This is a genomic window from Pseudomonas sp. SMV7 (assembly GCF_052041995.1).
In the GTDB taxonomy this organism is placed as follows: domain Bacteria; phylum Pseudomonadota; class Gammaproteobacteria; order Pseudomonadales; family Pseudomonadaceae; genus Aquipseudomonas.
This window is the reverse complement of record NZ_JBKGGT010000028.1, coordinates 35,934-54,969: the sequence shown is the minus strand read 5'-3', so window position 1 is coordinate 54,969 and position 19,036 is coordinate 35,934. Positions and strand designations below refer to the sequence as shown.

Annotated in this window: 24 protein-coding genes; 12 read left to right on the top strand and 12 right to left on the bottom strand. The window is 64.0% G+C overall.

Annotation, left to right across the window (positions count from 1 at the left end):
* Positions 1-20: 20 nt before the first annotated feature.
* Positions 21-1,211: a benzoate/H(+) symporter BenE family transporter gene (locus tag ACLEJP_RS24135; RefSeq protein ID WP_440810525.1), complete on the bottom strand. Its 1,191-nt coding sequence runs from the start codon at positions 1,209-1,211 to the stop codon at positions 21-23.
* A gap of 145 nt (positions 1,212-1,356) precedes the next feature.
* Here ACLEJP_RS24135 and ACLEJP_RS24130 point away from each other — a divergent pair, with 145 nt between their 5' ends.
* Complete coding sequence (locus tag ACLEJP_RS24130) at positions 1,357-1,959, top strand: glutathione S-transferase family protein (RefSeq protein WP_440810523.1); 603 nt, start codon at positions 1,357-1,359, stop codon at positions 1,957-1,959.
* A gap of 18 nt (positions 1,960-1,977) precedes the next feature.
* On the opposite strand, the gene ACLEJP_RS24125 is transcribed toward ACLEJP_RS24130, so the two are convergent.
* The 5 genes from ACLEJP_RS24125 to ACLEJP_RS24105 form a co-directional block, all read right to left on the bottom strand.
* Entirely contained in the window at positions 1,978-2,349 is a 372-nt protein-coding gene (locus ACLEJP_RS24125) for a glutaredoxin (protein WP_440810522.1), read from the bottom strand.
* 59 nt (positions 2,350-2,408) lie between these two features.
* A complete protein-coding gene (gene folE, locus ACLEJP_RS24120; protein ID WP_170028840.1) occupies positions 2,409-2,954 on the bottom strand; it encodes a GTP cyclohydrolase I FolE in 546 nt (181 codons plus the stop codon).
* Positions 2,955-3,023: 69 nt separating this feature from the next.
* The gene (locus ACLEJP_RS24115; protein WP_440810521.1) at positions 3,024-3,584 is read right to left on the bottom strand and encodes a Smr/MutS family protein; all 561 of its coding nucleotides are present in this window, start codon (positions 3,582-3,584) and stop codon (positions 3,024-3,026) included.
* A gap of 81 nt (positions 3,585-3,665) precedes the next feature.
* Entirely contained in the window at positions 3,666-3,986 is a 321-nt protein-coding gene (locus tag ACLEJP_RS24110; RefSeq protein WP_225776815.1) for a hypothetical protein, read from the bottom strand.
* A gap of 52 nt (positions 3,987-4,038) precedes the next feature.
* Entirely contained in the window at positions 4,039-4,629 is a 591-nt protein-coding gene (locus tag ACLEJP_RS24105; RefSeq protein WP_225776816.1) for a cysteine hydrolase family protein, read from the bottom strand.
* 180 nt (positions 4,630-4,809) lie between these two features.
* Between ACLEJP_RS24105 and prmB the strand changes: the two genes are divergently transcribed.
* Positions 4,810-5,718, top strand: a complete 909-nt coding sequence (gene prmB, locus ACLEJP_RS24100) for a 50S ribosomal protein L3 N(5)-glutamine methyltransferase (protein WP_170028843.1) — start codon at positions 4,810-4,812, stop codon at positions 5,716-5,718.
* 85 nt (positions 5,719-5,803) lie between these two features.
* Here the strand turns inward: prmB and ACLEJP_RS24095 are convergent, their stop codons facing one another.
* Both ACLEJP_RS24095 and ACLEJP_RS24090 read right to left on the bottom strand, forming a co-directional pair.
* Complete coding sequence (locus ACLEJP_RS24095) at positions 5,804-6,586, bottom strand: hypothetical protein (RefSeq protein WP_440810519.1); 783 nt, start codon at positions 6,584-6,586, stop codon at positions 5,804-5,806.
* Positions 6,587-6,651: 65 nt separating this feature from the next.
* On the bottom strand, positions 6,652-7,611 hold the full coding sequence (locus tag ACLEJP_RS24090) for an alpha/beta hydrolase (protein WP_289129498.1): 960 nt from the start codon (positions 7,609-7,611) through the stop codon (positions 6,652-6,654).
* A 188-nt stretch (positions 7,612-7,799) separates the two neighbouring features.
* On the opposite strand from ACLEJP_RS24090, the gene aroC reads away from it, so the two are divergent.
* The 3 genes from aroC (at position 7,800) to ACLEJP_RS24075 (ending at position 10,717) form a co-directional block, all read left to right on the top strand.
* On the top strand, positions 7,800-8,891 hold the full coding sequence (gene aroC, locus ACLEJP_RS24085) for a chorismate synthase (RefSeq protein ID WP_440810517.1): 1,092 nt from the start codon (positions 7,800-7,802) through the stop codon (positions 8,889-8,891).
* Positions 8,892-9,023: 132 nt separating this feature from the next.
* Positions 9,024-10,181, top strand: coding sequence for an MFS transporter (locus ACLEJP_RS24080; protein ID WP_440810515.1), 1,158 nt, complete (start codon positions 9,024-9,026; stop codon positions 10,179-10,181).
* On the top strand, positions 10,181-10,717 hold the full coding sequence (locus ACLEJP_RS24075) for an oxidase (protein ID WP_440810513.1): 537 nt from the start codon (positions 10,181-10,183) through the stop codon (positions 10,715-10,717). Before ACLEJP_RS24080 ends, ACLEJP_RS24075 begins: the two co-directional genes overlap by 1 nt.
* Positions 10,718-10,790: 73 nt before the next feature.
* Here ACLEJP_RS24075 and ACLEJP_RS24070 read toward each other — a convergent pair whose 3' ends face one another.
* The gene (locus ACLEJP_RS24070) at positions 10,791-11,063 is read right to left on the bottom strand and encodes a DUF3509 domain-containing protein (RefSeq protein WP_170028849.1); all 273 of its coding nucleotides are present in this window, start codon (positions 11,061-11,063) and stop codon (positions 10,791-10,793) included.
* Positions 11,064-11,331: 268 nt separating this feature from the next.
* Between ACLEJP_RS24070 and ACLEJP_RS24065 the strand changes: the two genes are divergently transcribed.
* Entirely contained in the window at positions 11,332-11,856 is a 525-nt protein-coding gene (locus tag ACLEJP_RS24065) for an ankyrin repeat domain-containing protein (protein ID WP_289129509.1), read from the top strand.
* A 59-nt stretch (positions 11,857-11,915) separates the two neighbouring features.
* Positions 11,916-12,446: a hypothetical protein gene (locus tag ACLEJP_RS24060; RefSeq protein ID WP_289129512.1), complete on the top strand. Its 531-nt coding sequence runs from the start codon at positions 11,916-11,918 to the stop codon at positions 12,444-12,446.
* A 105-nt stretch (positions 12,447-12,551) separates the two neighbouring features.
* Here ACLEJP_RS24060 and ACLEJP_RS24055 read toward each other — a convergent pair whose 3' ends face one another.
* Positions 12,552-13,490 (bottom strand): ZIP family metal transporter, encoded by a 939-nt coding sequence (locus ACLEJP_RS24055; protein WP_440810510.1) that lies wholly within the window; start codon positions 13,488-13,490, stop codon positions 12,552-12,554.
* A 125-nt stretch (positions 13,491-13,615) separates the two neighbouring features.
* Between ACLEJP_RS24055 and ACLEJP_RS24050 the strand changes: the two genes are divergently transcribed.
* The 4 genes from ACLEJP_RS24050 to ACLEJP_RS24035 all read left to right on the top strand — a co-directional run bounded on the left by ACLEJP_RS24050 (position 13,616) and on the right by ACLEJP_RS24035 (position 16,897).
* On the top strand, positions 13,616-13,807 hold the full coding sequence (locus ACLEJP_RS24050) for a PLDc N-terminal domain-containing protein (protein ID WP_012271091.1): 192 nt from the start codon (positions 13,616-13,618) through the stop codon (positions 13,805-13,807).
* A gap of 141 nt (positions 13,808-13,948) precedes the next feature.
* The gene (locus ACLEJP_RS24045; RefSeq protein WP_440810508.1) at positions 13,949-16,024 is read left to right on the top strand and encodes an LTA synthase family protein; all 2,076 of its coding nucleotides are present in this window, start codon (positions 13,949-13,951) and stop codon (positions 16,022-16,024) included.
* Between the two features lie 128 nt (positions 16,025-16,152).
* A complete protein-coding gene (locus ACLEJP_RS24040) occupies positions 16,153-16,389 on the top strand; it encodes a hypothetical protein (protein ID WP_186677937.1) in 237 nt (78 codons plus the stop codon).
* Positions 16,390-16,564: 175 nt separating this feature from the next.
* Positions 16,565-16,897: a ribonuclease E inhibitor RraB gene (locus ACLEJP_RS24035; RefSeq protein ID WP_440810506.1), complete on the top strand. Its 333-nt coding sequence runs from the start codon at positions 16,565-16,567 to the stop codon at positions 16,895-16,897.
* Between the two features lie 53 nt (positions 16,898-16,950).
* On the opposite strand, the gene ACLEJP_RS24030 is transcribed toward ACLEJP_RS24035, so the two are convergent.
* The gene (locus tag ACLEJP_RS24030) at positions 16,951-17,751 is read right to left on the bottom strand and encodes a c-type cytochrome (protein ID WP_440810505.1); all 801 of its coding nucleotides are present in this window, start codon (positions 17,749-17,751) and stop codon (positions 16,951-16,953) included.
* A gap of 66 nt (positions 17,752-17,817) precedes the next feature.
* Complete coding sequence (locus tag ACLEJP_RS24025) at positions 17,818-18,060, bottom strand: hypothetical protein (RefSeq protein WP_440810528.1); 243 nt, start codon at positions 18,058-18,060, stop codon at positions 17,818-17,820.
* A gap of 218 nt (positions 18,061-18,278) precedes the next feature.
* Here ACLEJP_RS24025 and ACLEJP_RS24020 point away from each other — a divergent pair, with 218 nt between their 5' ends.
* On the top strand, positions 18,279-19,010 hold the full coding sequence (locus ACLEJP_RS24020; RefSeq protein WP_440810503.1) for an amidotransferase: 732 nt from the start codon (positions 18,279-18,281) through the stop codon (positions 19,008-19,010).
* Positions 19,011-19,036 lie beyond the last annotated feature (26 nt).

Here is a 19,036-nt window from a genome sequence, read left to right as displayed (position 1 = left end):
GGTATAGGCAACAAATACCTTCAGGCCCTGCGCGGGTTGAGGATCAGCAAGGTCAACACCCCCGCCACAATCCCCCAGAACGCCGAGCCGATGGAGAACAAGGTCAACCCTGAAGCCGTGACCATGAAGGTGATCAACGCCGCCTCACGCTCGCGCGCTTCGCTCATGGCCACGGTCAGCCCGTTCATGATCGAGCCGAACAGGGCCAATGCAGCGATCGACAGCACCAGCTCTTTTGGCAACGCCGCAAACAACGCCGCCAAGGTCGCGCCGAACACCCCGGCAATACCATAGAAAACCCCGCACCATACTGCCGCGGTATAACGTTTGGCCGGGTCTTCATGGGCATGTGGGCCGGTGCAGATCGCCGCGCTGATCGCCGCCAGGTTGACCCCGTGCGAGCCGAATGGCGCCAGCAACAGCGAGGCAAAGCCGGTGGCCGAGATCAACGGCGAGGCCGGTACCTGGTAGCCATCTGCGCGCAGCACCGCCACCCCGGGCATGTTCTGCGACGTCATGGCCACCACGAACAGCGGAATGCCGATGCTGATGGTCGCCGCCAGCGAGAAGCTCGGCGTGGTCCACACCGGCGTGGCGACCTCCAGGCGGAAGCCGCTGAAGTCCAGCAGGCCCAAGGCGCCGGACAATGCCGTGCCCACCAGCAGCGCGGCCAGCACGCAGTAGCGCGGCGACAGGCGTTTGACCAGCAGGTAGCTGAAGAACATGCCCAGCACCAGCAAGGTGCGGTGCTGGGCGGCCACGAAGATTTCGCTGCCGATCTTGAACAGGATGCCGGCCAGCAGCGCCGAGGCCAATGAGGCGGGGATGCGTTTGACCAGGCGCTCGAAGCTGCCGGTCAGGCCACAGATCAGCACCAGTACGGCGCAGGTGATGTAGGCGCCGATCGCTTCGCCATAACTCACCCCACCCAGGCTGGTGATCAGCAGGGCGGCACCCGGGGTGGACCAGGCCACGGTGATTGGCGTGCGGTAGCGCAGCGACAGGCCGATGCTGCATACCGCCATGCCGATCGACAACGCCCAGATCCACGAAGATATCTGCGCGCTGGTCAGCCCGGCCGCCTGGCCGGCCTGGAACATCAGCACCAGCGAACTGGTATAGCCGGTGAGCATGGCGATGAAGCCGGCGACAATCGCCGACGGAGAGCTGTCCGCCAGTGGCCGCAGGCGAGCGGAAGTGGCATCGGTCATGAACAAAATCCTTGTAAAGGTGTAAGCAGTTTTTTCAGACTACAGCGCGCAAGAATGATCCTTGCCATACAGCGGCCATTGCTTTTAGCCGTACAGTCGCCAACTATTGGGCGCAAATGCAGAACTGCTTGGGAGTGAAGGGGCGATGTACAAGGTCTATGGCGACTACCAGTCGGGCAATTGCTACAAGATCAAGCTGATGTTGAGCCTGCTGGGCCGGCCGTATGAGTGGCACGCGGTGGACATTCTCAAGGGCGAGACGGAAACGCCCGAATTTCTGGCGATGAACCCCAACGGCAAGGTGCCGGTATTACAACTGGAAGACGGCAGCTACCTGTGGGAGTCCAATGCCATCCTCAACTTCCTGGCCGACGGCAGCGAGTTCCTGCCTGCCGAGCCACGCCTGCGTACGCAGGTGCTGCAGTGGCAGTTCTTCGAACAGTACAGCCATGAGCCGTACATCGCCGTGGCGCGTTTCATCCAGTTCTACCTGGGCTTGCCGGATGATCGCGTGGAGGAGTATCGCAAGCTGCACAAGGGCGGCTACAAGGCACTGAGGGTGATGGAGCGGCAGTTGCAGATGACGCCGTACCTGGTCGGTGACCACTACTCGATTGCCGATGTGGCGTTGTATGCCTACACCCACGTGGCGCATCAGGGCGGCTTCGACCTGGCCGATTACCCGGCAGTGAGGGCCTGGCTGGAGCGGGTCAGCAGCCACCCGCGGCATGTGCCGCTAGCGGGATAACCCGCTGCAGGGTTGCGCCTACAGGGCAGCGAACCGCTCATCCAGGTAGGCAATGATGGCCTTGGACTCATACATCCAGGTCACCTTGCCGGCCTCTTCGATGCGCAGGCACGGCACTTTCACCCGGCCGCCGCCTTCCTCCAGGGCCTGGCGGTGGAGCGGGTCGTTCTTCGCATCACGCAGCGCCACCGGCACGTTCAGGCGGTGCAGGGTGCGCCGGGTCTTGACGCAGAACGGGCAGGCATGGAACTGATACAGCGCCAGGCCCTTGGCGGCCTGCTCGACGCGGGCCTGGGCGGCGGCGTCGCGCTTGCGCTTGGCCGGGCGGCTGATCCAGTCGCCGAACACGATGAGCTGGCCGAGGCCAACCCGCAGGGCTTTGACGATCATGGGCAACTCCTGAACATGAAAAAGCCGACCCTGCGGGGTCGGCTTGGGGCGGCAGCCGGTCACTTGATCAGGCTGAGGAACTCGCTGCGGGTGGCGGCGTTTTCGCGGAATTCACCCAGCATCACCGAGGTGATCATGGTCGAGTTCTGTTTCTCGACACCGCGCATCATCATGCACATGTGCTTGGCTTCGATGACCACGGCGACGCCTGCCGCACCGGTAACCTGCTGCACGGCCTCGGCGATCTGGCGGCTGAGGTTTTCCTGGATCTGCAAGCGGCGGGCGTACATGTCGACAATGCGGGCCACTTTCGACAGGCCCAGCACCTTGCCCTTGGGCAGGTATGCAACGTGGGCCTTGCCGATGAACGGCAGCATATGGTGTTCGCACATCGAATACAGCTCGATGTCCCGGACCAGCACCATTTCGCTGTTATCAGAGCTGAACAGCGCATTGTTGGTGACTTCTTCCAGGGTTTGCTCATAACCGCGGCAAAGGTACTTCATCGCCTTTGCAGCCCGCTTGGGCGTGTCGAGCAGGCCCTCACGGGAGACGTCCTCGCCAAGCTGGCTGAGGATCTCGGTGTAGTTCTGTTCCAGGGACATGGATCTACCTGTGGGAAAAATCGCAAAGACGAAGGGTACGGCGGCGAGGGCGGCGCTGCAAGCGCGGCGTTACTCGTCGCGGCCTTCGAGCATGGTTCGCTTGAGCATCACGTACACGGCGCCGGTGCCGCCATGGCGGGCGTTGCACGAGGCAAACCCCAATACCTGCGGGTGCTGGCGCAGCCAGGTGTTGACGTGGCTCTTGATCATCGGGCGCTTGCCGTCCAGGCGCGCGGCCTTGCCGTGGGTAACCCGCACGCAGCGCACTTCCAGCCGGGTGGCTTCGGCGATGAAATCCCACAGGGTTTCGCGGGCCTTTTCCACGCTCATGCCGTGCAGGTCGAGGCTGCCCTCGAACGGAATCTGCCCCAGCTTCAGCTTGCGCAACTGGCCTTCCTGTACGCCGTCGCGACGCCACAGCAGTTCGTCTTCGGCGCCGACGTCGATGACGAACTGGTCGGACATGCCGTCGATCACCAGCGCCTTGTCACTGCGCACGGTCGCCGCCTGACGCAGGCCGGCCAGCTGCTGGCGGTCGGCCTTGGGTTTGCCGACGTCGGCGCGGTCGTGCCGGATCGGCTTCACGCCGCGCACCTCGGCCTTGAACAGGGAAAAATCGTCGTCTTGCATGATGCCTCCACGTGGGCGGCGTAGTTTACGCGACTGCAGGGCCGTGTGCAGCCTGTCCCGGCGACAGGGCTGGAACAGGTTTCAGTCGTGCTTTTTCATCAGGTGCGGCGCCAGGTTCAGCTCGCGCCCGCGGCGCAGGCGAATGCGGCTGCGGCGCCAGAAGCGTACGCCGAGCCACAGCAGCAGCAAGCCAGCCACGCTCAATACGGCGGACAACGGCTTGTTGGCATTGAGTTCCGCCAGGGCAGGGTAGTTGCCCAGCAGGCCGGCGACACCGGCCATCGCCAGCAGCACGCCCAGGGTGGCCAGCAGGGCCGACAGGCCGGCCGCCAGCCGCGCGCCCCAGTTACGCGGTTCGCGCGGGCGCAGGCGCTTGGCGTCGAAACTGCCTTTGAGCTTCATTCCGCTCTCCTCTTTGGATACCCGGAATTCGACCTGGGGCTCACCATCGCGTTCAGATCAGGCTGGCGGTAGGAGCCACGCAAGCGAAGTTGTCGGCCATCACGGCCATTTCACACTGGTGAATCTGCGCGGCCGGGATCACCCCATCCTTGAATGCCAGGTCGCGGGTCGCCGAAGCGTCTTCCACCAAGGTGCAGCGGTAACCATAGTCCTTGGCACGGCGCACGGTGGTGCTGACGCTGGAATGGCTCATGAAGCCGCACACGATCAGGTCCAGGTGGCCCAGTTCCTGGAGGGTCTCGTGCAGCTTGGTGTTCTTGAACGCGTTGGGCATGCGTTTTTCGATGACAATCTCGCCTTCCAGCGGCTCCAGCCCCGGAATGAACTGGCCGGCCGGCCCCTGTGGGTCGAAGCGGCCACCGACGGTGCCCAGGTGGCGAACATGGATGATCGGACGGCCGCTCTTGCGCGCAGCGTCGAGCAACCTGGCGATGTTGGCCACGGCCTCGTCCATGCCCGACAGCGCCAGGGGCCCGCTGAGGTACTCCTTTTGCGCATCGATGACGATCAGGCTGGCGTGGCTCAGCTTGGCTGGCGGGTAATCGCGGCCAGTGAGGCGGAACATCGTGGTTGGAACGGACATCAAGGGCTCCTTGGATAGGGCTTTTGTATACCTATTGTCCCCTGCCTTGGCGCCAATGGGAATGGTTGACAATGCAAGCGGCATGATTACTGGCCTGTGGCCGGTCGGCAGGCAGCCCGAGGGAACAAATGTGCGGTCGGGGCTGTTAGACTTTTGTCCGGTCTGAATTAGGAGTACCCCGTGATCACATCCCGTCTGCGCACGCTGCGCGACTACATCCGCTGGGCGGTCAGCCGCTTCCACGAGCACGACCTGTTCTTCGGCCACGGTGCCGACAACGCCTGGGACGAGGCCCGCCTGCTGGTGCTCGGCGCGGTGCATCTGCCGTGGGAGGTGGCCGACAGCTACCTGGACTGCCGCCTCGAGGACGACGAGCGGGTGCGCCTGCAGCACCTGCTGAAGCGCCGTATCGAAGAACGTGTACCGGCCGCCTACCTGTTGGGCGAGGCCTGGTTCTGCGGCATGTCGTTCATCGTCGACCCGCGCGTGCTGGTGCCGCGTTCGCCGATTGGCGAGCTGATCGAGAAACGCTTCGAGCCGTGGCTGGCCAGCGAGCCGGCGCGCATTCTCGACCTGTGCACCGGGTCGGGCTGCATCGGTATCGTTGCCGCCGATGTGTTCCCCGACGCCGAGGTGGTGCTGGCCGACCTGTCCTTCGACGCGCTTGAGGTGGCCAACCAGAACATCGAGCGGCATGGCCTGGACGGGCGCGTGTACACCGTGCAGGGCGACGGTTTTGCCGGTTTGCCTGGGCAGCGTTTCGATCTGATCCTGTCCAACCCGCCGTATGTCGATGCCGAGGACTTCGACGACATGCCGGCCGAGTACCACCACGAACCCGAACTGGGCCTGGCCTGCGGCAACGACGGCCTGGACCTGGTTCGGCGCATGCTGGCCGAAGCGGCCGACCACCTGACCGACAAGGGCTTGCTGATTGTCGAAGTGGGCAACAGCCAGGTGCATGTCGAGGCGCTGTACCCTGAAGTGGACTTCGCCTGGCTGGAGTTCGAGCGCGGCGGGCACGGCGTGTTCATGCTGACCGCCGAGCAGTGCCGTCAGCATCAGCAACTGTTCAAGGCCCGGGTCTGACACCAGGCCCTTACCGCGCCAGTTACCGCGCCGCCGTTCAATGCAGTGCGGTAACTGAGGGAGCGGGTTTACTCGCCCTGCAGTGTCAGCGGGTAGCGATCCAGATCAGCAACCCGGCCTGAAAGACCGCAAAGGCCACCAGGCAGGTAATGGTAAAGCGCAGGCCACTGTCTTCACGCTGGTACTTGGCCACCCGTTCATCACGCTCACGCAGTTGCCCTTCCTTTTCCTGCAACTGCTGGTCAGCCTGCTGCAGCAGGCCGGCAGCATCCAGGATCTCCACCCGCTGCACATGCTCGCTGTTCCAGGCCCCTTTGAGCTGGCCCACCGTCGTTTCCACGGTACGGCCCTTCAGGTGCTGGCTGTCCTCGTACTCCACCTCGATGCCCATCGCGCGCAGGCAGTGGTCGCGGCGCAGGCGCGAGTCTTCGTTCAACGCATCCTTGCTTGGTAGCGCCACACCCTCGACGCGGTAATGCGACCAGTTCCGCTGCAGCCACTGCACGGCCTGGGCCAGCAGGAAGCGGCCCAGGCCACGGTTCAACGGTTCCAGTTGCAGGCCGGTTTCAGCACCCATGCGCACCAGGCGTTCGGTATGGTCGACGCGAATGTCCAGGCGGTTCTGTTCCTTGTGCACCTTCTGGCCCGGCAGTCTGATTTCCATGCGCAGCAGGCTGTGGGCCTTGTCATGACGCTCGGCGTAGCCGAACTGCACAAAGCGCAGCGGCCGTGCGCCGGTGCTGCGGTCGGTGGGCAGGGCGGCCAGGCGCAGCAGCTGGAAATGTTCGGTGGTCAGCTCGGCCCAAGGCAGGGCCGGGCTTTCCTGGGATTCTTCGGCCGGCTCTGCGGCGGCGGGAGTGGTGGTCATCAGGGCTTGTCCTCGGCTATACCCGCTGTATCGGCAGGCAGGCCGCAGACCTGAGCCCGTTGCCCTCACGCCGAAGGCAAATGCTGGATGAACGTCACGATCCGTTCACCCAGCTCGCGCGCCAGCGGCAGCTCGGGGTTGAGGTAGCTGTCGCGCTGCTGGCTCATGCCCTTGGGGCTGATGCGCAACATATGGTTCATGCCGTCGATCAGGACCAGCTGGGCATCCGGCTTGGCTGCCTTCAGCCGTTCGGCATCGTCCACATCCACCTGCACGTCGTTGCGCCCCTGCACGATCAGCGCGGGCATGGGCAGGCGGGCGAAGGCCGCCGCCGGGTTCTGCCGGAACAGCGAAATCAGGTAGGGCTGCACGCTGGGGCGGAACACCTGGCGCAACGGTGCCGGTACTTCCAGGCTGGTCTGCCCGGCTTGCAGGCGGTCGAGCAGGGCGCTGCCACCGGCCAGTTGCGCCGGTGGCAGGCGCTGGGCCAGCTGTTCGCGCAGCACCTCTGCCAGCGGTCGGCCACTGCCAGCCAAGGTAATCACCGCACTGGCACCGGCCTGCTCGGCGGCCAGGCTGGCGATCAGCGCACCTTCGCTATGGCCGACCAGGATCAGCGGGCCAAAGCGCGGGTCGGCCTTGAGCTTGTGGCTCCAGGCGACCACATCGGCCACGTAGCGCTCCACGCTGAGGTCGCGCTCGTCGGGGGTGGCCGGCTGGCTGGCGGCGACACCGCGCTTGTCATAGCGCACGCTGGCGATGTGCTCGTTGGCCAGCAGCAGGGCCAGGCGCTTGAGGTTGTCGATCCGGCCCGAGGCCGGGTTGTTGCCGTCGCGGTCGGTGGGCCCGGAGCCGGCGATGATCAGCACGACTGGCGGTGGGGTGGCTTGCTGCGGCAACAGCAGGCTGCCGTGCAGCACGCCCTGGCCGGTATCGAGGTCGATCGGGCGTTGCAGCACGCTGGGGGCGGCCTGGGCCAGGCTGGTGCACAGCAGGAAGAACAGGGCGACGAGGCGCGACATCATGCGGTACTACTGTAGGGAGGTGTCACTTTGACCTTATGGCCGTGCGAAGGTTCTCGGCCTGTGCATGGCAGGCTCGGCCTCTTCGCCGGTAAACCCGCTGCCACAGGTTGACGATGCCCAGCACAGGCGAGCAATCCATCTGTATACTGCCGCTTTCGTTCACTTCAGGCAGATCTCGCGGAGCGTCCATGTCCGGCAATACCTACGGCAAGCTGTTCACTGTCACCACCGCAGGCGAGAGCCATGGCCCGGCGTTGGTCGCCATTGTCGATGGATGCCCACCGGGCCTGGAAATTTCCCTTGCCGACCTGCAGCACGACCTCGACCGGCGCAAGCCCGGCACCAGCCGGCACACCACCCAGCGCCAGGAAGCCGACGAGGTCGAAATCCTCTCCGGCGTGTTCGAAGGCCGCACCACCGGCTGCTCGATCGGCTTGCTGATCCGCAACACCGACCAGAAGTCCAAGGACTACTCGGCGATCAAGGACCTGTTCCGCCCGGCCCACGCCGACTACACCTACCATCACAAATACGGCATCCGCGACTACCGCGGCGGTGGCCGTAGCTCGGCCCGCGAAACCGCGATGCGCGTGGCCGCAGGCGCGATCGCCAAGAAGTACCTGGCCACCCAGGGCATCACCGTGCGTGGCTACATGAGCCAGCTGGGGCCGATCGAGATCCCGTTCAAGAGCTGGGAGTCGGTGGAACAGAACGCCTTCTTCAGCGCCGACCCGAGCAAGGTACCGGAGCTGGAGGCCTACATGGACCAGCTGCGCCGTGACCAGGACTCGGTGGGCGCCAAGATCACCGTGGTCGCCGAAGGTGTGATGCCGGGCCTGGGCGAGCCGATCTTCGACCGCCTGGATGCCGAACTGGCCCATGCGCTGATGAGCATCAACGCGGTCAAGGGCGTGGAAATCGGCGCCGGCTTCGCCAGCGTGGCACAGCGTGGCACCGAGCACCGTGACGAGCTGACCCCGCAAGGCTTCCTCAGCAACAATGCTGGCGGCATCCTCGGCGGCATCTCCTCGGGCCAGCCGATCGTTGCCCACCTGGCACTGAAGCCGACCTCCAGCATTACCACCCCGGGCCGCTCCATCGACATCGACGGCAACCCGGTGGACGTCATCACCAAAGGCCGCCACGACCCGTGCGTAGGCATCCGCGCCACACCGATCGCCGAGGCGATGATGGCCATTGCGCTGATGGACCACCTGCTGCGTCACCGCGCGCAGAATGCCGAGGTGAAGGTGAACACCCCGGTGCTGGGCCAGATCTGATTCGCCAGTACCGGCCTCTTCGCGGGCATGCCCGCTCCCACAGGTTCCTCACCGCTTTCAGCGTCTGTGGGTTCCTTGTGGGAGCGGGCGCGCCCGCGAAGAGGCCGGCATAGGTCCCCACAAGGGCATCCCATGCAGCAACCCATCCCCTACTGGCGCCTGTCCAGCTTCTACCTGTTCTACTTCGCCCTGCTCGGTTCCACCGCCCCGTTCCTGGCGCTGTACTTCGACCACCTGGGCTTCTCCCCGGCGCGTATCGGCGAGCTGGTGGCCATCCCCATGCTCATGCGTTGCGTCGCTCCCAACCTGTGGGGCTGGCTGGGCGATCGCACCGGCCAGCGCCTGTTGATCGTGCGCCTGGGCGCGCTGTCGACGCTGGCCACCTTCGCCCTGATCTTCTTCGGCAAGAGCTACGCCTGGCTGGCACTGGTCATGGCCCTGCACGCGTTCTTCTGGCACGCGGTGCTGCCGCAGTTCGAGGTCATAACCCTGGCCCACCTGCATGGGCAAACTGCGCGCTACAGCCAGGTACGCCTGTGGGGCTCGATCGGCTTCATCCTCACCGTGGTCGGCCTGGGCCGGCTGTTCGAGTGGCTGAGCCTGGATATCTACCCGGTGGCCCTGGTCACGATCATGGCCGGCATCGTCGCCGCCAGCCTGTGGGTGCCCAATGCACAGCCGCTGGAGCAGGGCGAGCGCCGCAGCGCCGGCGGCTTCCTGCAGCAGCTGCGTGCCCCCGGGGTGATCGCGTTCTATGCCTGCGTGGCGTTGATGCAACTCAGCCACGGGCCGTACTACACCTTCCTCACCCTGCACCTCGAACACCTCGGCTACAGCCGCGGTGCCATCGGCCTGCTGTGGGCCCTTGGCGTGGTGGCCGAAGTGCTGGTATTCATGTTCATGAGCCGGATCTTCGCGCGCTTTTCCGTGCAGCGGGTGCTGCTGGCCAGCTTCGTGCTGGCGGCGCTGCGCTGGCTGTTGCTGGGTAACCTGGCCGGCGAGCCGGCAGTACTGGTATTCGCCCAGTTGCTGCATGCGGCCACCTTCGGTTGCTTCCACGCCGCCAGCATCGCGTTCGTCCAGGCCAGCTTCGGTGCCCGCCAGCAGGGCCAGGGCCAGGCGCTGTATGCGGCGCTGTCCGGCACCGGCGGGGCGCTGGGGGCGTTGTATTCGGGCTACAGCTGGAAGCTGCTGGGGCCCACCTTCACCTTTGGTATGGCCAGTGCCGCAGCCTTGGCTGCAGCCGTTATCATTGCCCTTTGTTCGCAACCGACCAGGACCCGCCCCTGATGAGCATTCTCAGCGTTTTCCACACTTCCAGCCCGGAACTGCCGAACAAGGTGCTGACCCATCACGATGACATCGCCGCCACCCTGGCGGAACAGGGGGTGCGTTTTGCCCATGCCGAACATGGCCTGCGGGTGCGCCCGGGCACTGCCCAGGAAGAGGTCTTGAGCGCCTGTCGGGCACACCTGGACCAGTTGATGACAACACATGGCAGCAAAGCCTTCGTGGTGCTCAACCGTGACGGTGCCGACCTGGCGCAGGTAGACGTGCGCGATGAGCATGTGCATGACGTTGATGAGGTGTTCGCGGTGATCAGCGGGCGGGCGCAGGTTGGCCTGCGTCTGGGCGATTGGGTGTATTCGCTATTGTGCGAGAAGGGTGACCAGCTGGTGCTGCCAGCGGGTGTCCGGCGCTGGGTGGAACTGGGAGATACGCCGTTTTGCCTGGCGCTGCGCCTGTATGCCAGCGAGCCAGGTGCACAGCCGCGCTTTACCGGGGATGAAAGTGCCCGGGCGTTTCTGGGGATCGACGAACTGTAATGGCTGTATCGGCCTGTTCACCGGCCTGTCCGCGAGCTTGCCCGCGAAGCGGCCGGTGAAGCCAATCCAAGACTCAGCGATAGGTTGGCAAGGCGAAGCGCTGCTGGCTTTGCAGCATGGAAATCACCGGCAACTCACTGGCCTGTTCGGCCAGGTCACGGCGAATGGCGCTGATCGCCCACGACAGCTGTTCGGCGCTGTGCAGTTGGCCATAGGTCAGCACCCGACGGGTCACCTTGCCGTCGGCCGCGCGCAGGGTCAGCAGGATGCCGCCGTCCGGGCGGGGCTGGGTAGTGACCTGGTAGGCCGGAAATACCGAGACGAACTTTTCCTGGATGAGGTCCATATCAACTCCTGGCAGGTTTGGTAGCAATCGTGAACAGATAGATTGCAGTGAGCGTGCCAAGAGTTTTGTTTTGGAAAAATCCTTTTAAATCAGTAAGTTGCTTTAGCGGGAAAACCAATGGGCCGTGCAATCTGCAAGGTCGTGCATTTTGCACAGTGCATTTTGCACGGTGCGCCTGTTGCCTATCGGCTCGATAGAAACTGAACCTTTGACCGGCAACCGGGGCCTGACAAACACTTGGGCAATGACTGATGCCAGGAGGTTCCCGATGTCCACCCAAACCGCCCCCGCCACCATGACCGAAGACGAAGCGGCTGCATTCGCCGAGCAGGTATTCGAGCGCGCCCGCCAGGGTGATGCCGAGATGCTCGGGCGCCTGCTGGCCAGTGGCCTGCCGGCCAACCTGCGCAACCACAAGGGCGACACCTTGCTGATGCTGGCCAGCTACCACGGCCATCACGACGCCGTGCGGGTGCTGTTGGCACACGGCGCCGACCCGCTGATTGCCAATGACAACGGCCAGTTGCCCATCGCCGGTGCCGCGTTCAAGGGCGACCTGGCCATGATCCGCCTGCTGCTCGAGCACGGCGTGCCGGTGGATGCCGCCGCGCAGGACGGCCGCACCGCCTTGATGCTGGCGGCCATGTTCAACCGCGGTGAGATTCTCGATTACCTGCTGGCCCAGGGCGCCGACCCGGCGCGCCAGGATGCCCGTGGGGCTACCGCGCTGATGGCAGCGCAAACCATGGGCGCAGTGGACGCCGCAGCACGCCTGCAAGCGCTGGCCGGCTAACCGCCAGGGGGCGTTTGCGGCTATCCTTGGCGACTTTTCACCCGTCGCAGGCCCCTTTCATGAAAACTCAGTTGCGCGAATTCATCAGCCTCATTGGCGCTGGTTGCATGCGCGAGGAAGACATCGAGCGCATCGCCGACGAGGCCGCCCAGGCCTACGCCGACCCGGCCGCCTTCCTCGCCGCCAACCCCGATATCAACTACGACGACAGCTTCCCCATCCCGCTGGGCGAATGGGTGGTGCTGGGCAGCCTGCCGGACACCGTGGTGTTCCAGGCCGACAGCTACCAGGACCTGTTCCAGCAGATCAGCGCTTCGTTCGACCAGAGCGTACCGTTCACCCTCAAGCCCAAGCAGTTGGCCCGCACCGAGCCGCTGACCGCGCTCAACCGCATTCAGGTGCAGATGGGGGCGCTGAACAAGGAAGCGGGGGGTTATGTACTGCTCAATTTCAGCCAGTTGCTGGATGACGAGCTGCAGATGGTGATGGTGGGGCAGAACGACCTGGCACGGGTGCTGGAGCTGGGGGCGGAACTCGGCATCAGGGTCGAGCCGGCCCTGGAAGCGTTGAAGGTGGCGGTACACGTCTGATTGCATCTTTTGCCTGCTCGCGGACAAATCCGCTGCTACAGGGCCGGTCCTGGCCCTGTAGCAGCGGATTTATCCGCGAGAGGCCGGCCCAGGCAGTGGGTGACCTCAGCCCAGCGCCGTATCCAGAAACATCATCACCGCAAAGCCACCCATCAGCCCCAGGGTCGCCGTGGTCTGGTGCCCGTTGCGGTGGGTTTCGGGAATCACCTCGTGGCTCACCACGAAGATCATCGCCCCCGCCGCCAGCCCCATGCTGATCGGGTAGGCCAGGGCAAAGCCGGTCGAGATGCCCAGCCCGATCACCGCGCCCAGCGGCTCCATCAGCCCCGACCCGATCGCCACCAGTGCCGCTTTCAGGTTCGACAGCCCCGTGGCCCGCAGGGCCAGCGCCACGGCCAGGCCTTCGGGGATGTCCTGGATGGCAATGGCGGTGGTCAGGGGCAGGCCAATATTCATGTCACCGTTGGTGAAGCTGACGCCAATCGCCATGCCTTCCGGCAGGTTATGCAGGGTGATCGCCAGCACGAACAGCCACACCCGGCTGAACCGTGCGGTTTCCGGCCCGGCCACACCGACACGTTCATGCTCGTGCGGGGTGAAACGGTCCAGGCCGAGCATCAGCAGCACGCCCAGGCCCATGCCCACGACCACGGTAAACGCCGCAGCAGGGCCGTTGCCGGTAATTTCCCGGGCAGCGTCCAGGCCCGGCAGAATCAGCGAGAACGAACTGGCCGCCAGCATCATGCCGGCGGCGAAACCCAGCATCACGTCCTGGCTGCGCGTGCTGACATCACGCAGGACCACTGCCAGCACCGCACCCAGGGCGGTCGCGCCGAAGCCGGACAAGCCGCCCAGCGCTGCCAAATGCAGGTGCTGGGCATGGTCACCATTGATCGCGTTCCACAGACTTGCCCCCAGCAGTACCAGCAGCGCCAGCAGGCTCAGGGCCAGGCCGGCGCCGATCCACGGGCTGCTCTGCATCTGCTGGCGCCAGGCACTGACGGGTGAAGGCGGGGTGACGCTGTGGGTGTGTGCGGGTGGCATGGCAACCTCGAATCGGTGGATGGGGCAGTTTATGCAGTGACCCGCGCAAACGGCCAAGGATTCCCTTCTATCGACGTGATAGCTGGCTATGCTGTGCAGTAAAGCCTCTGGACAGGAGTTTGGGCATGGGGTCGACTTTCAACAGCCTGGTCGGGCTGATCATCCTGGCCCTGGATATCTGGGCCATTCTGAATGTCATCAAGAGCGGCAGCGAAGTGGGTATCAAGGTGCTGTGGATCTTGCTGATCGCCTTGCTGCCGGTGGTGGGGCTGGTGATCTGGGCGATAGCCGGGCCGCGGGGAAATGTGCGTATCTGAGCGCCGTAACAGACAAAACCGGCAACAGCTTGGTGACAAAATTTTCACATTGGGTTAAAGAGAATTCGCCCCCGCACACAGCTGCGTTGGTAAACTCCTGCGCCATCTTCGCAAACCCGCCATCCTAGGACCTTCCCATTCATGGCCAACCCTGACGCCTTGAAGCAACGGGGCGCGCGAGCGCCGTTCACGCCGACCCTGAAATCCCACCTGGCCTTCACCCTGCTCAGCGGCCTGGTGATCATGTTGATGCTCAGCCTCGTGCGCCTGGCGCTGCTGGTCTACAACAGCGACATGATCGGCGAAACGCCCTATGCGACTGTCGCCGAAGGCTTCCTCAACGGCCTGCGTTTCGACCTGCGGGTGGTGGTGTACCTGAGCATTCCACTGCTGCTGGCCATCCTCAGCCCCTGGGCCATGGCCCGGCGTGGCGTGTTCCGTTTCTGGCTGACCATCACCTCGAGCGTGGTGATGTTCCTCGGCCTGATGGAAATGGACTTCTACCGCGAGTTCCACCAGCGCCTCAACGGCCTGGTCTTCCAGTACATCAAGGAAGACCCGAAGACCGTGCTGAGCATGCTCTGGTACGGCTTCCCGGTGGTGCGCTACCTGCTGGCCTGGCTGTTCGGCACGTGGTTGCTGAGCCTGCTGTTCAAGGGCATTGACCGCATCACCCGTGGCGCTGGCTCCGGCGAGGCCACCCTGCAGCGCCGCGTGGCGCCGTGGTACAACCGCCTGGCAGTGTTCATGGTGATTCTGCTGGTGGCCGTGATTGCCGCGCGTGGCACCCTGCGCCAGGGCCCGCCGATGCGCTGGGGGGATGCCTTCACCACCGACTCCAACTTCGTCAACCAGCTGGGCCTGAACGGCACCCTGACCCTGATCGATGCCGCCAAGAGCCGTTTCGGCGAGGACCGCGCCAACATCTGGAAGCCGGTGCTCAAGCAGGATGTAGCCACGCAAAGCGTGCGCGAGCAGCTGCTGACCGCCCACGATACGCTGGTCGATGCCGACGAGGCAGCCATCCGCCGCGACTTCGTGCCGCCGGCCGAGCGCACCCTGCCGATCAAGAACGTGGTGGTGATCCTCATGGAAAGCTTCGCCGGCCATTCGGTCGGTGCGTTGGGCAGCCCCAACAACATCACCCCGTACTTCGACAAGCTGGCCAAAGAGGGCCTGCTGTTCGATCGCTTCTTCTCCAACGGCACCCACACCCACCAGGGCATGTTCGCCACCATGGCCTGTTTCCCCAACCTGCCAGGCTTCGAATACCTGATGCAGACCCCGGAAGGCGGCCACAAGCTGTCCGGCCTGCCGGCCCTGCTCAGCGCCCGCGACTACGACGACATGTACGTCTACAACGGCGATTTCGCCTGGGATAACCAGTCCGGGTTCTTCGGCAACCAGGGCATGACCACCTTCATTGGCCGTAACGACTTCGTCAACCCGGTGTTCTCCGACCCCACCTGGGGCGTGTCCGACCAGGACATGTTCGACCGTGGCGCCGAAGAGCTGGCCAAGCGCGACGGCAAGAAGCCGATCTATGCGCTGCTGCAGACCCTGTCCAACCACACGCCGTACGCACTGCCCAAGGACCTGCCGGTGGAAAAGGTCACCGGGCAAGGTCGCCTGGACGAACACCTTACCGCCATGCGCTACTCGGACTGGGCGCTGGGGCAGTTCTTCGAGAAGGCGCGCAAGGAGCCGTATTTCAAGGAGACCCTGTTCGTCATCGTCGGCGACCATGGCTTTGGCAACCACCAGCAGGTCACCGAGCTGGACCTGGGCCGCTTCAACGTGCCGTTGCTGCTGATTGCTCCGGGCATCCAGGAGAAGTTCGGTGCGGTCAACCACACCGTGGGTACCCAGGTCGACATCGTGCCGACCATCATGGGCCGCCTGGGTGGCCAAGCCCGGCATCAATGCTGGGGTCGCGACTTGCTCAACCTGCCTGAGGGCGACCAGGGCGTGGGCATGATCAAACCATCCGGCAGCGAGCAGATCGTCGGCCTGGTGCAAGGCGACCGCATCCTCATCGAGTCCAAGGACATGACCCCGCGCATGTACCGCTACCAGCTGGGTCGCGAGTTCAAGGCTGAACTGATCGAAAGCCCGGACCAGCCGGAAATGCTGAAGAAGCTCGAGGCGTATATCCAGACGGCAACCAAGAGCCTGCTGGATAACACCGCTGGTGTCGTGCACGGTACACCGAAGTAAGGCGCAATCAGGGCCGCTTTGCGGCCCATTCGCCTGCAAGCCTCCCCCGACTGAACATTCTTCCTGCCCCAGGGTCATTTATTCAGGCATCACACACCTGTGTTCCTTGAATTGAGAGGGCTCGTTCAATGAAAGAGTGGGAAGTCATCTTTGCCGACCAGAAAGGCGAACCGTCCTCGCTGGTGCTGCATGCCGAGCATTGTCCCAGTGAAGAGGACGCCGCCCGGGCGATACGCTCGCACCTGTTCCCGGTGATGGATGAGCTGGACCTCAACGACTTCCAGGACCGCACCATTTCCCCCACCGCCCGCTGGCTCAAGGAGCAGAGCGGCGTCACCATCACCAGTATCCACGAAGCGCCCTGATCCGCTCGTTTGCGTGGTGCCCTGGCAAGCACTACGCTGGTGGAAGGTGCCTGTTGTTCTGCAGGTAGGCACCGCATCCCTTCGCGTCTTGCATCAGCTCGAACTGCCCGGCCGCTGCCGGCAGGTGCGTAGTGCACGGAAAGTCTATCCATCGCATTATTCAGGAGGACGATTCATGAGCAGCCAGAACGACGATATCAGTAGCAACGTCCTGCGCCAGATGAAAGCAGGCGGTTTTGACTTCACCCAGATCCACCCCATCGAGTTCTACGCGGTATTCCCCAACGAGGACGGGGCCCGTCGCGCTGCCGGGCAGTTTCGCGGCGAGTCCCTCAACGCCCAGGTCAAGGAGTTGGGTGACGGGGCCTGGCACCTGGAACTGAGCAAGGTCATGTATGCCACCTACGGTGGGATAGGCGACTTCGAAGAGACCTTCGAACAGCTGGTAACGCCCTATGGCGGCGAGGTGGAAGGCTGGGGGGTCAAGCAGGAGCGGGTCATCGCCTGAGCGTATTGTGCCGTTGCTTCGCGGGTTGGCCCGCGAAGCAGTACGCGCAGCGCTCAAGGCTTGCGCTTGGTCATGTGCGCCAGGTAGGCCAGCAGGTTATCCAGTTCCTGTTCGTTCAACACACTTTGTGCGAACCCCGGCATTTTCGCCTGCGGCCATTGCCTCAGGCTCTGCGGGTCGCGAATCAACTGCCGCAGATACCCCGGCTGGAAATACTCGGTCGGGTTGTGCGGCACATTCAGGTCCGGGCCTAGCTGTGCATCACCCGCGCCGTTGAGCCGGTGACACGCCAGGCAGTTCTGCTGGAACAAGGCAAAGCCCTGGCGTACCGGGCTGTCGGCAGGCAGCTTCGGGTCGGGCAGCAGCGCCGGGAAGCGCGCCTCGACAGAGGCGAGCCTGCGAATCGTGGAAATCTGGAACGGCCACTGTTCCGGGCGGATGCCGCTGGCCTGCGGTGCGGTCCACACCAGGTAGAACGGCCCGGCACTCGGTTTGCCCTGGCCCAGTGCCGGCCACGGCTTGCCCGGGTCCTCCACTGCCAGCCAGGCCTGTGCCGGGCCTTTTTGCAGCAGCGGCGCGGCGGGCATTTCGGCAGCAAAGCCGTCCAGCGCTACCGCCTGCAGATGGTCCTTGGCGCTGACCCCCTCGAGCAGCACGGCCAGCGGTACCGCCCGATAGCGCATGGGCCGCTGATAGGAAACGTCCTGGTCAATGCTGATGTCCCGCGCCTGCGGGTGGGCCAGCAGGTCGGCACTGCTCCACTGGCGCGGCGTGGCGCCCAGTTCGAGCTGCAGTTGCGCCGCCGACAGCGGCAGGCTCAGGAACAACGCTAACAGTACAAGGCAGTGGCGCATGGGCAATCTCCGACCGTCAAGGCCAGCAGGTTACCTGTGCGTTGCCTGTTGACGCCACAGCGGCAATCAGCCGAACAGCCGTGTCAGGTTCGGCAGGATCAGCAGCAGCGTCGTGGCGAAGAGAATGAGCCCAGCTTGGCGAATTTTCGATTGTGTGAACATGGCGGACCGCCTTCTTGTTGTTATTCCTGAATACCCGTTGGCTTCCCTGTCGAGCGTCGGGTCGATCGCAGTGGCGTCGCGTGACGCCGGAACTGCCTGCCTCTTGAAAGTGGATATACAACCAACAGTAGGGTGTGCGTCATCCATGTTTGAGAACCCTTTGTTCTAAAAATTTCCTATGTCAACTTTTTCAGCTATGAGGCCATGTGCCATCCGGCTGGCATCCTCTCGCTAGACAGTGGCGCAGGTGCCAGCGGCGCGCCGACGAAATGTGACCGTTCGTCAGTGCGCCCTACTTGCTTGTACGTGCCTTTCGCGTCAGTCTCTACAGCAGATTTCCACCTATGTCGTTCAGGACTATCCCTATGTCGTTACGCATCTGCATCCTTGAAACCGATGTCCTGCGACCGGAGTTGATCGCGCAGTACCAGGGCTATGGCAGGATGTTCGAGCAGCTCTTCTCGCGTCAGCCAATCGCTGCCGAATTTCGTGTGTACAACGTGATGAACGGCGACTACCCCGCCGACGACGAAGTGTTCGATGCGTACCTGGTGACCGGCAGCAAGGCCGATTCCTTTGGTACCGATCCATGGATCCAGACGCTCAAGGCCTACCTGCTGAAGCTTTACGAGCGTGGCGAGAAGCTGCTGGGGGTATGTTTCGGCCACCAGTTGCTGGCGTTGACCCTGGGCGGCAAGGCCGAACGCGCCGAGCAGGGCTGGGGCGTGGGTATTCATCGCTATTCGCTGGCGGCCCATGCGCCATGGATGGACCCGGAAGTGTCGGAACTGACCCTGCTGATCAGCCACCAGGACCAGGTGACCGAGTTGCCCGCGGGGGCCACGGTGATTGCGTCCAGTGATTTTTGCCCGAACGCGGCGTACCACATCGGCGACCAGGTGCTGTGCTTCCAGGGTCACCCGGAATTCGTCCACGACTATTCTCGTGCGCTACTGGACGCGCGCCAGCAATACCTGGGGGATGAGGTGTACCACAAGGCAGTGGCCAGCCTGGCCACCGAGCACCAGGGGGACCTGGTGGGGGAGTGGATGCTGCGCTTCATCCAGCACCCCATCAGCAAGCACGACGCGGCGTAACGGCCGCGGGGCCGCAACGCGGCCCC

Excerpts from the sequence above, each read along its gene's own strand:
- ACLEJP_RS24135 (WP_440810525.1), bottom strand. The coding sequence starts at position 1,211 with ATGACCGATGCCACTTCCGCTCGCCTGCGGCCACTGGCGGACAGCTCT.
- ACLEJP_RS24130 (WP_440810523.1), top strand. The coding sequence starts at position 1,357 with ATGTACAAGGTCTATGGCGACTACCAGTCGGGCAATTGCTACAAGATC.
- ACLEJP_RS24125 (WP_440810522.1), bottom strand. The coding sequence starts at position 2,349 with ATGATCGTCAAAGCCCTGCGGGTTGGCCTCGGCCAGCTCATCGTGTTC.
- folE (WP_170028840.1), bottom strand. The coding sequence starts at position 2,954 with ATGTCCCTGGAACAGAACTACACCGAGATCCTCAGCCAGCTTGGCGAG.
- ACLEJP_RS24115 (WP_440810521.1), bottom strand. The coding sequence starts at position 3,584 with ATGCAAGACGACGATTTTTCCCTGTTCAAGGCCGAGGTGCGCGGCGTG.
- ACLEJP_RS24110 (WP_225776815.1), bottom strand. The coding sequence starts at position 3,986 with ATGAAGCTCAAAGGCAGTTTCGACGCCAAGCGCCTGCGCCCGCGCGAA.
- ACLEJP_RS24105 (WP_225776816.1), bottom strand. The coding sequence starts at position 4,629 with ATGTCCGTTCCAACCACGATGTTCCGCCTCACTGGCCGCGATTACCCG.
- ACLEJP_RS24095 (WP_440810519.1), bottom strand. The coding sequence starts at position 6,586 with ATGACCACCACTCCCGCCGCCGCAGAGCCGGCCGAAGAATCCCAGGAA.
- ACLEJP_RS24090 (WP_289129498.1), bottom strand. The coding sequence starts at position 7,611 with ATGATGTCGCGCCTCGTCGCCCTGTTCTTCCTGCTGTGCACCAGCCTG.
- aroC (WP_440810517.1), top strand. The coding sequence starts at position 7,800 with ATGTCCGGCAATACCTACGGCAAGCTGTTCACTGTCACCACCGCAGGC.
- ACLEJP_RS24080 (WP_440810515.1), top strand. The coding sequence starts at position 9,024 with ATGCAGCAACCCATCCCCTACTGGCGCCTGTCCAGCTTCTACCTGTTC.
- ACLEJP_RS24075 (WP_440810513.1), top strand. The coding sequence starts at position 10,181 with ATGAGCATTCTCAGCGTTTTCCACACTTCCAGCCCGGAACTGCCGAAC.
- ACLEJP_RS24070 (WP_170028849.1), bottom strand. The coding sequence starts at position 11,063 with ATGGACCTCATCCAGGAAAAGTTCGTCTCGGTATTTCCGGCCTACCAG.
- ACLEJP_RS24065 (WP_289129509.1), top strand. The coding sequence starts at position 11,332 with ATGTCCACCCAAACCGCCCCCGCCACCATGACCGAAGACGAAGCGGCT.
- ACLEJP_RS24060 (WP_289129512.1), top strand. The coding sequence starts at position 11,916 with ATGAAAACTCAGTTGCGCGAATTCATCAGCCTCATTGGCGCTGGTTGC.
- ACLEJP_RS24055 (WP_440810510.1), bottom strand. The coding sequence starts at position 13,490 with ATGCCACCCGCACACACCCACAGCGTCACCCCGCCTTCACCCGTCAGT.
- ACLEJP_RS24050 (WP_012271091.1), top strand. The coding sequence starts at position 13,616 with ATGGGGTCGACTTTCAACAGCCTGGTCGGGCTGATCATCCTGGCCCTG.
- ACLEJP_RS24045 (WP_440810508.1), top strand. The coding sequence starts at position 13,949 with ATGGCCAACCCTGACGCCTTGAAGCAACGGGGCGCGCGAGCGCCGTTC.
- ACLEJP_RS24040 (WP_186677937.1), top strand. The coding sequence starts at position 16,153 with ATGAAAGAGTGGGAAGTCATCTTTGCCGACCAGAAAGGCGAACCGTCC.
- ACLEJP_RS24035 (WP_440810506.1), top strand. The coding sequence starts at position 16,565 with ATGAGCAGCCAGAACGACGATATCAGTAGCAACGTCCTGCGCCAGATG.
- ACLEJP_RS24030 (WP_440810505.1), bottom strand. The coding sequence starts at position 17,751 with ATGCGCCACTGCCTTGTACTGTTAGCGTTGTTCCTGAGCCTGCCGCTG.
- ACLEJP_RS24025 (WP_440810528.1), bottom strand. The coding sequence starts at position 18,060 with ATGGATGACGCACACCCTACTGTTGGTTGTATATCCACTTTCAAGAGG.
- ACLEJP_RS24020 (WP_440810503.1), top strand. The coding sequence starts at position 18,279 with ATGTCGTTACGCATCTGCATCCTTGAAACCGATGTCCTGCGACCGGAG.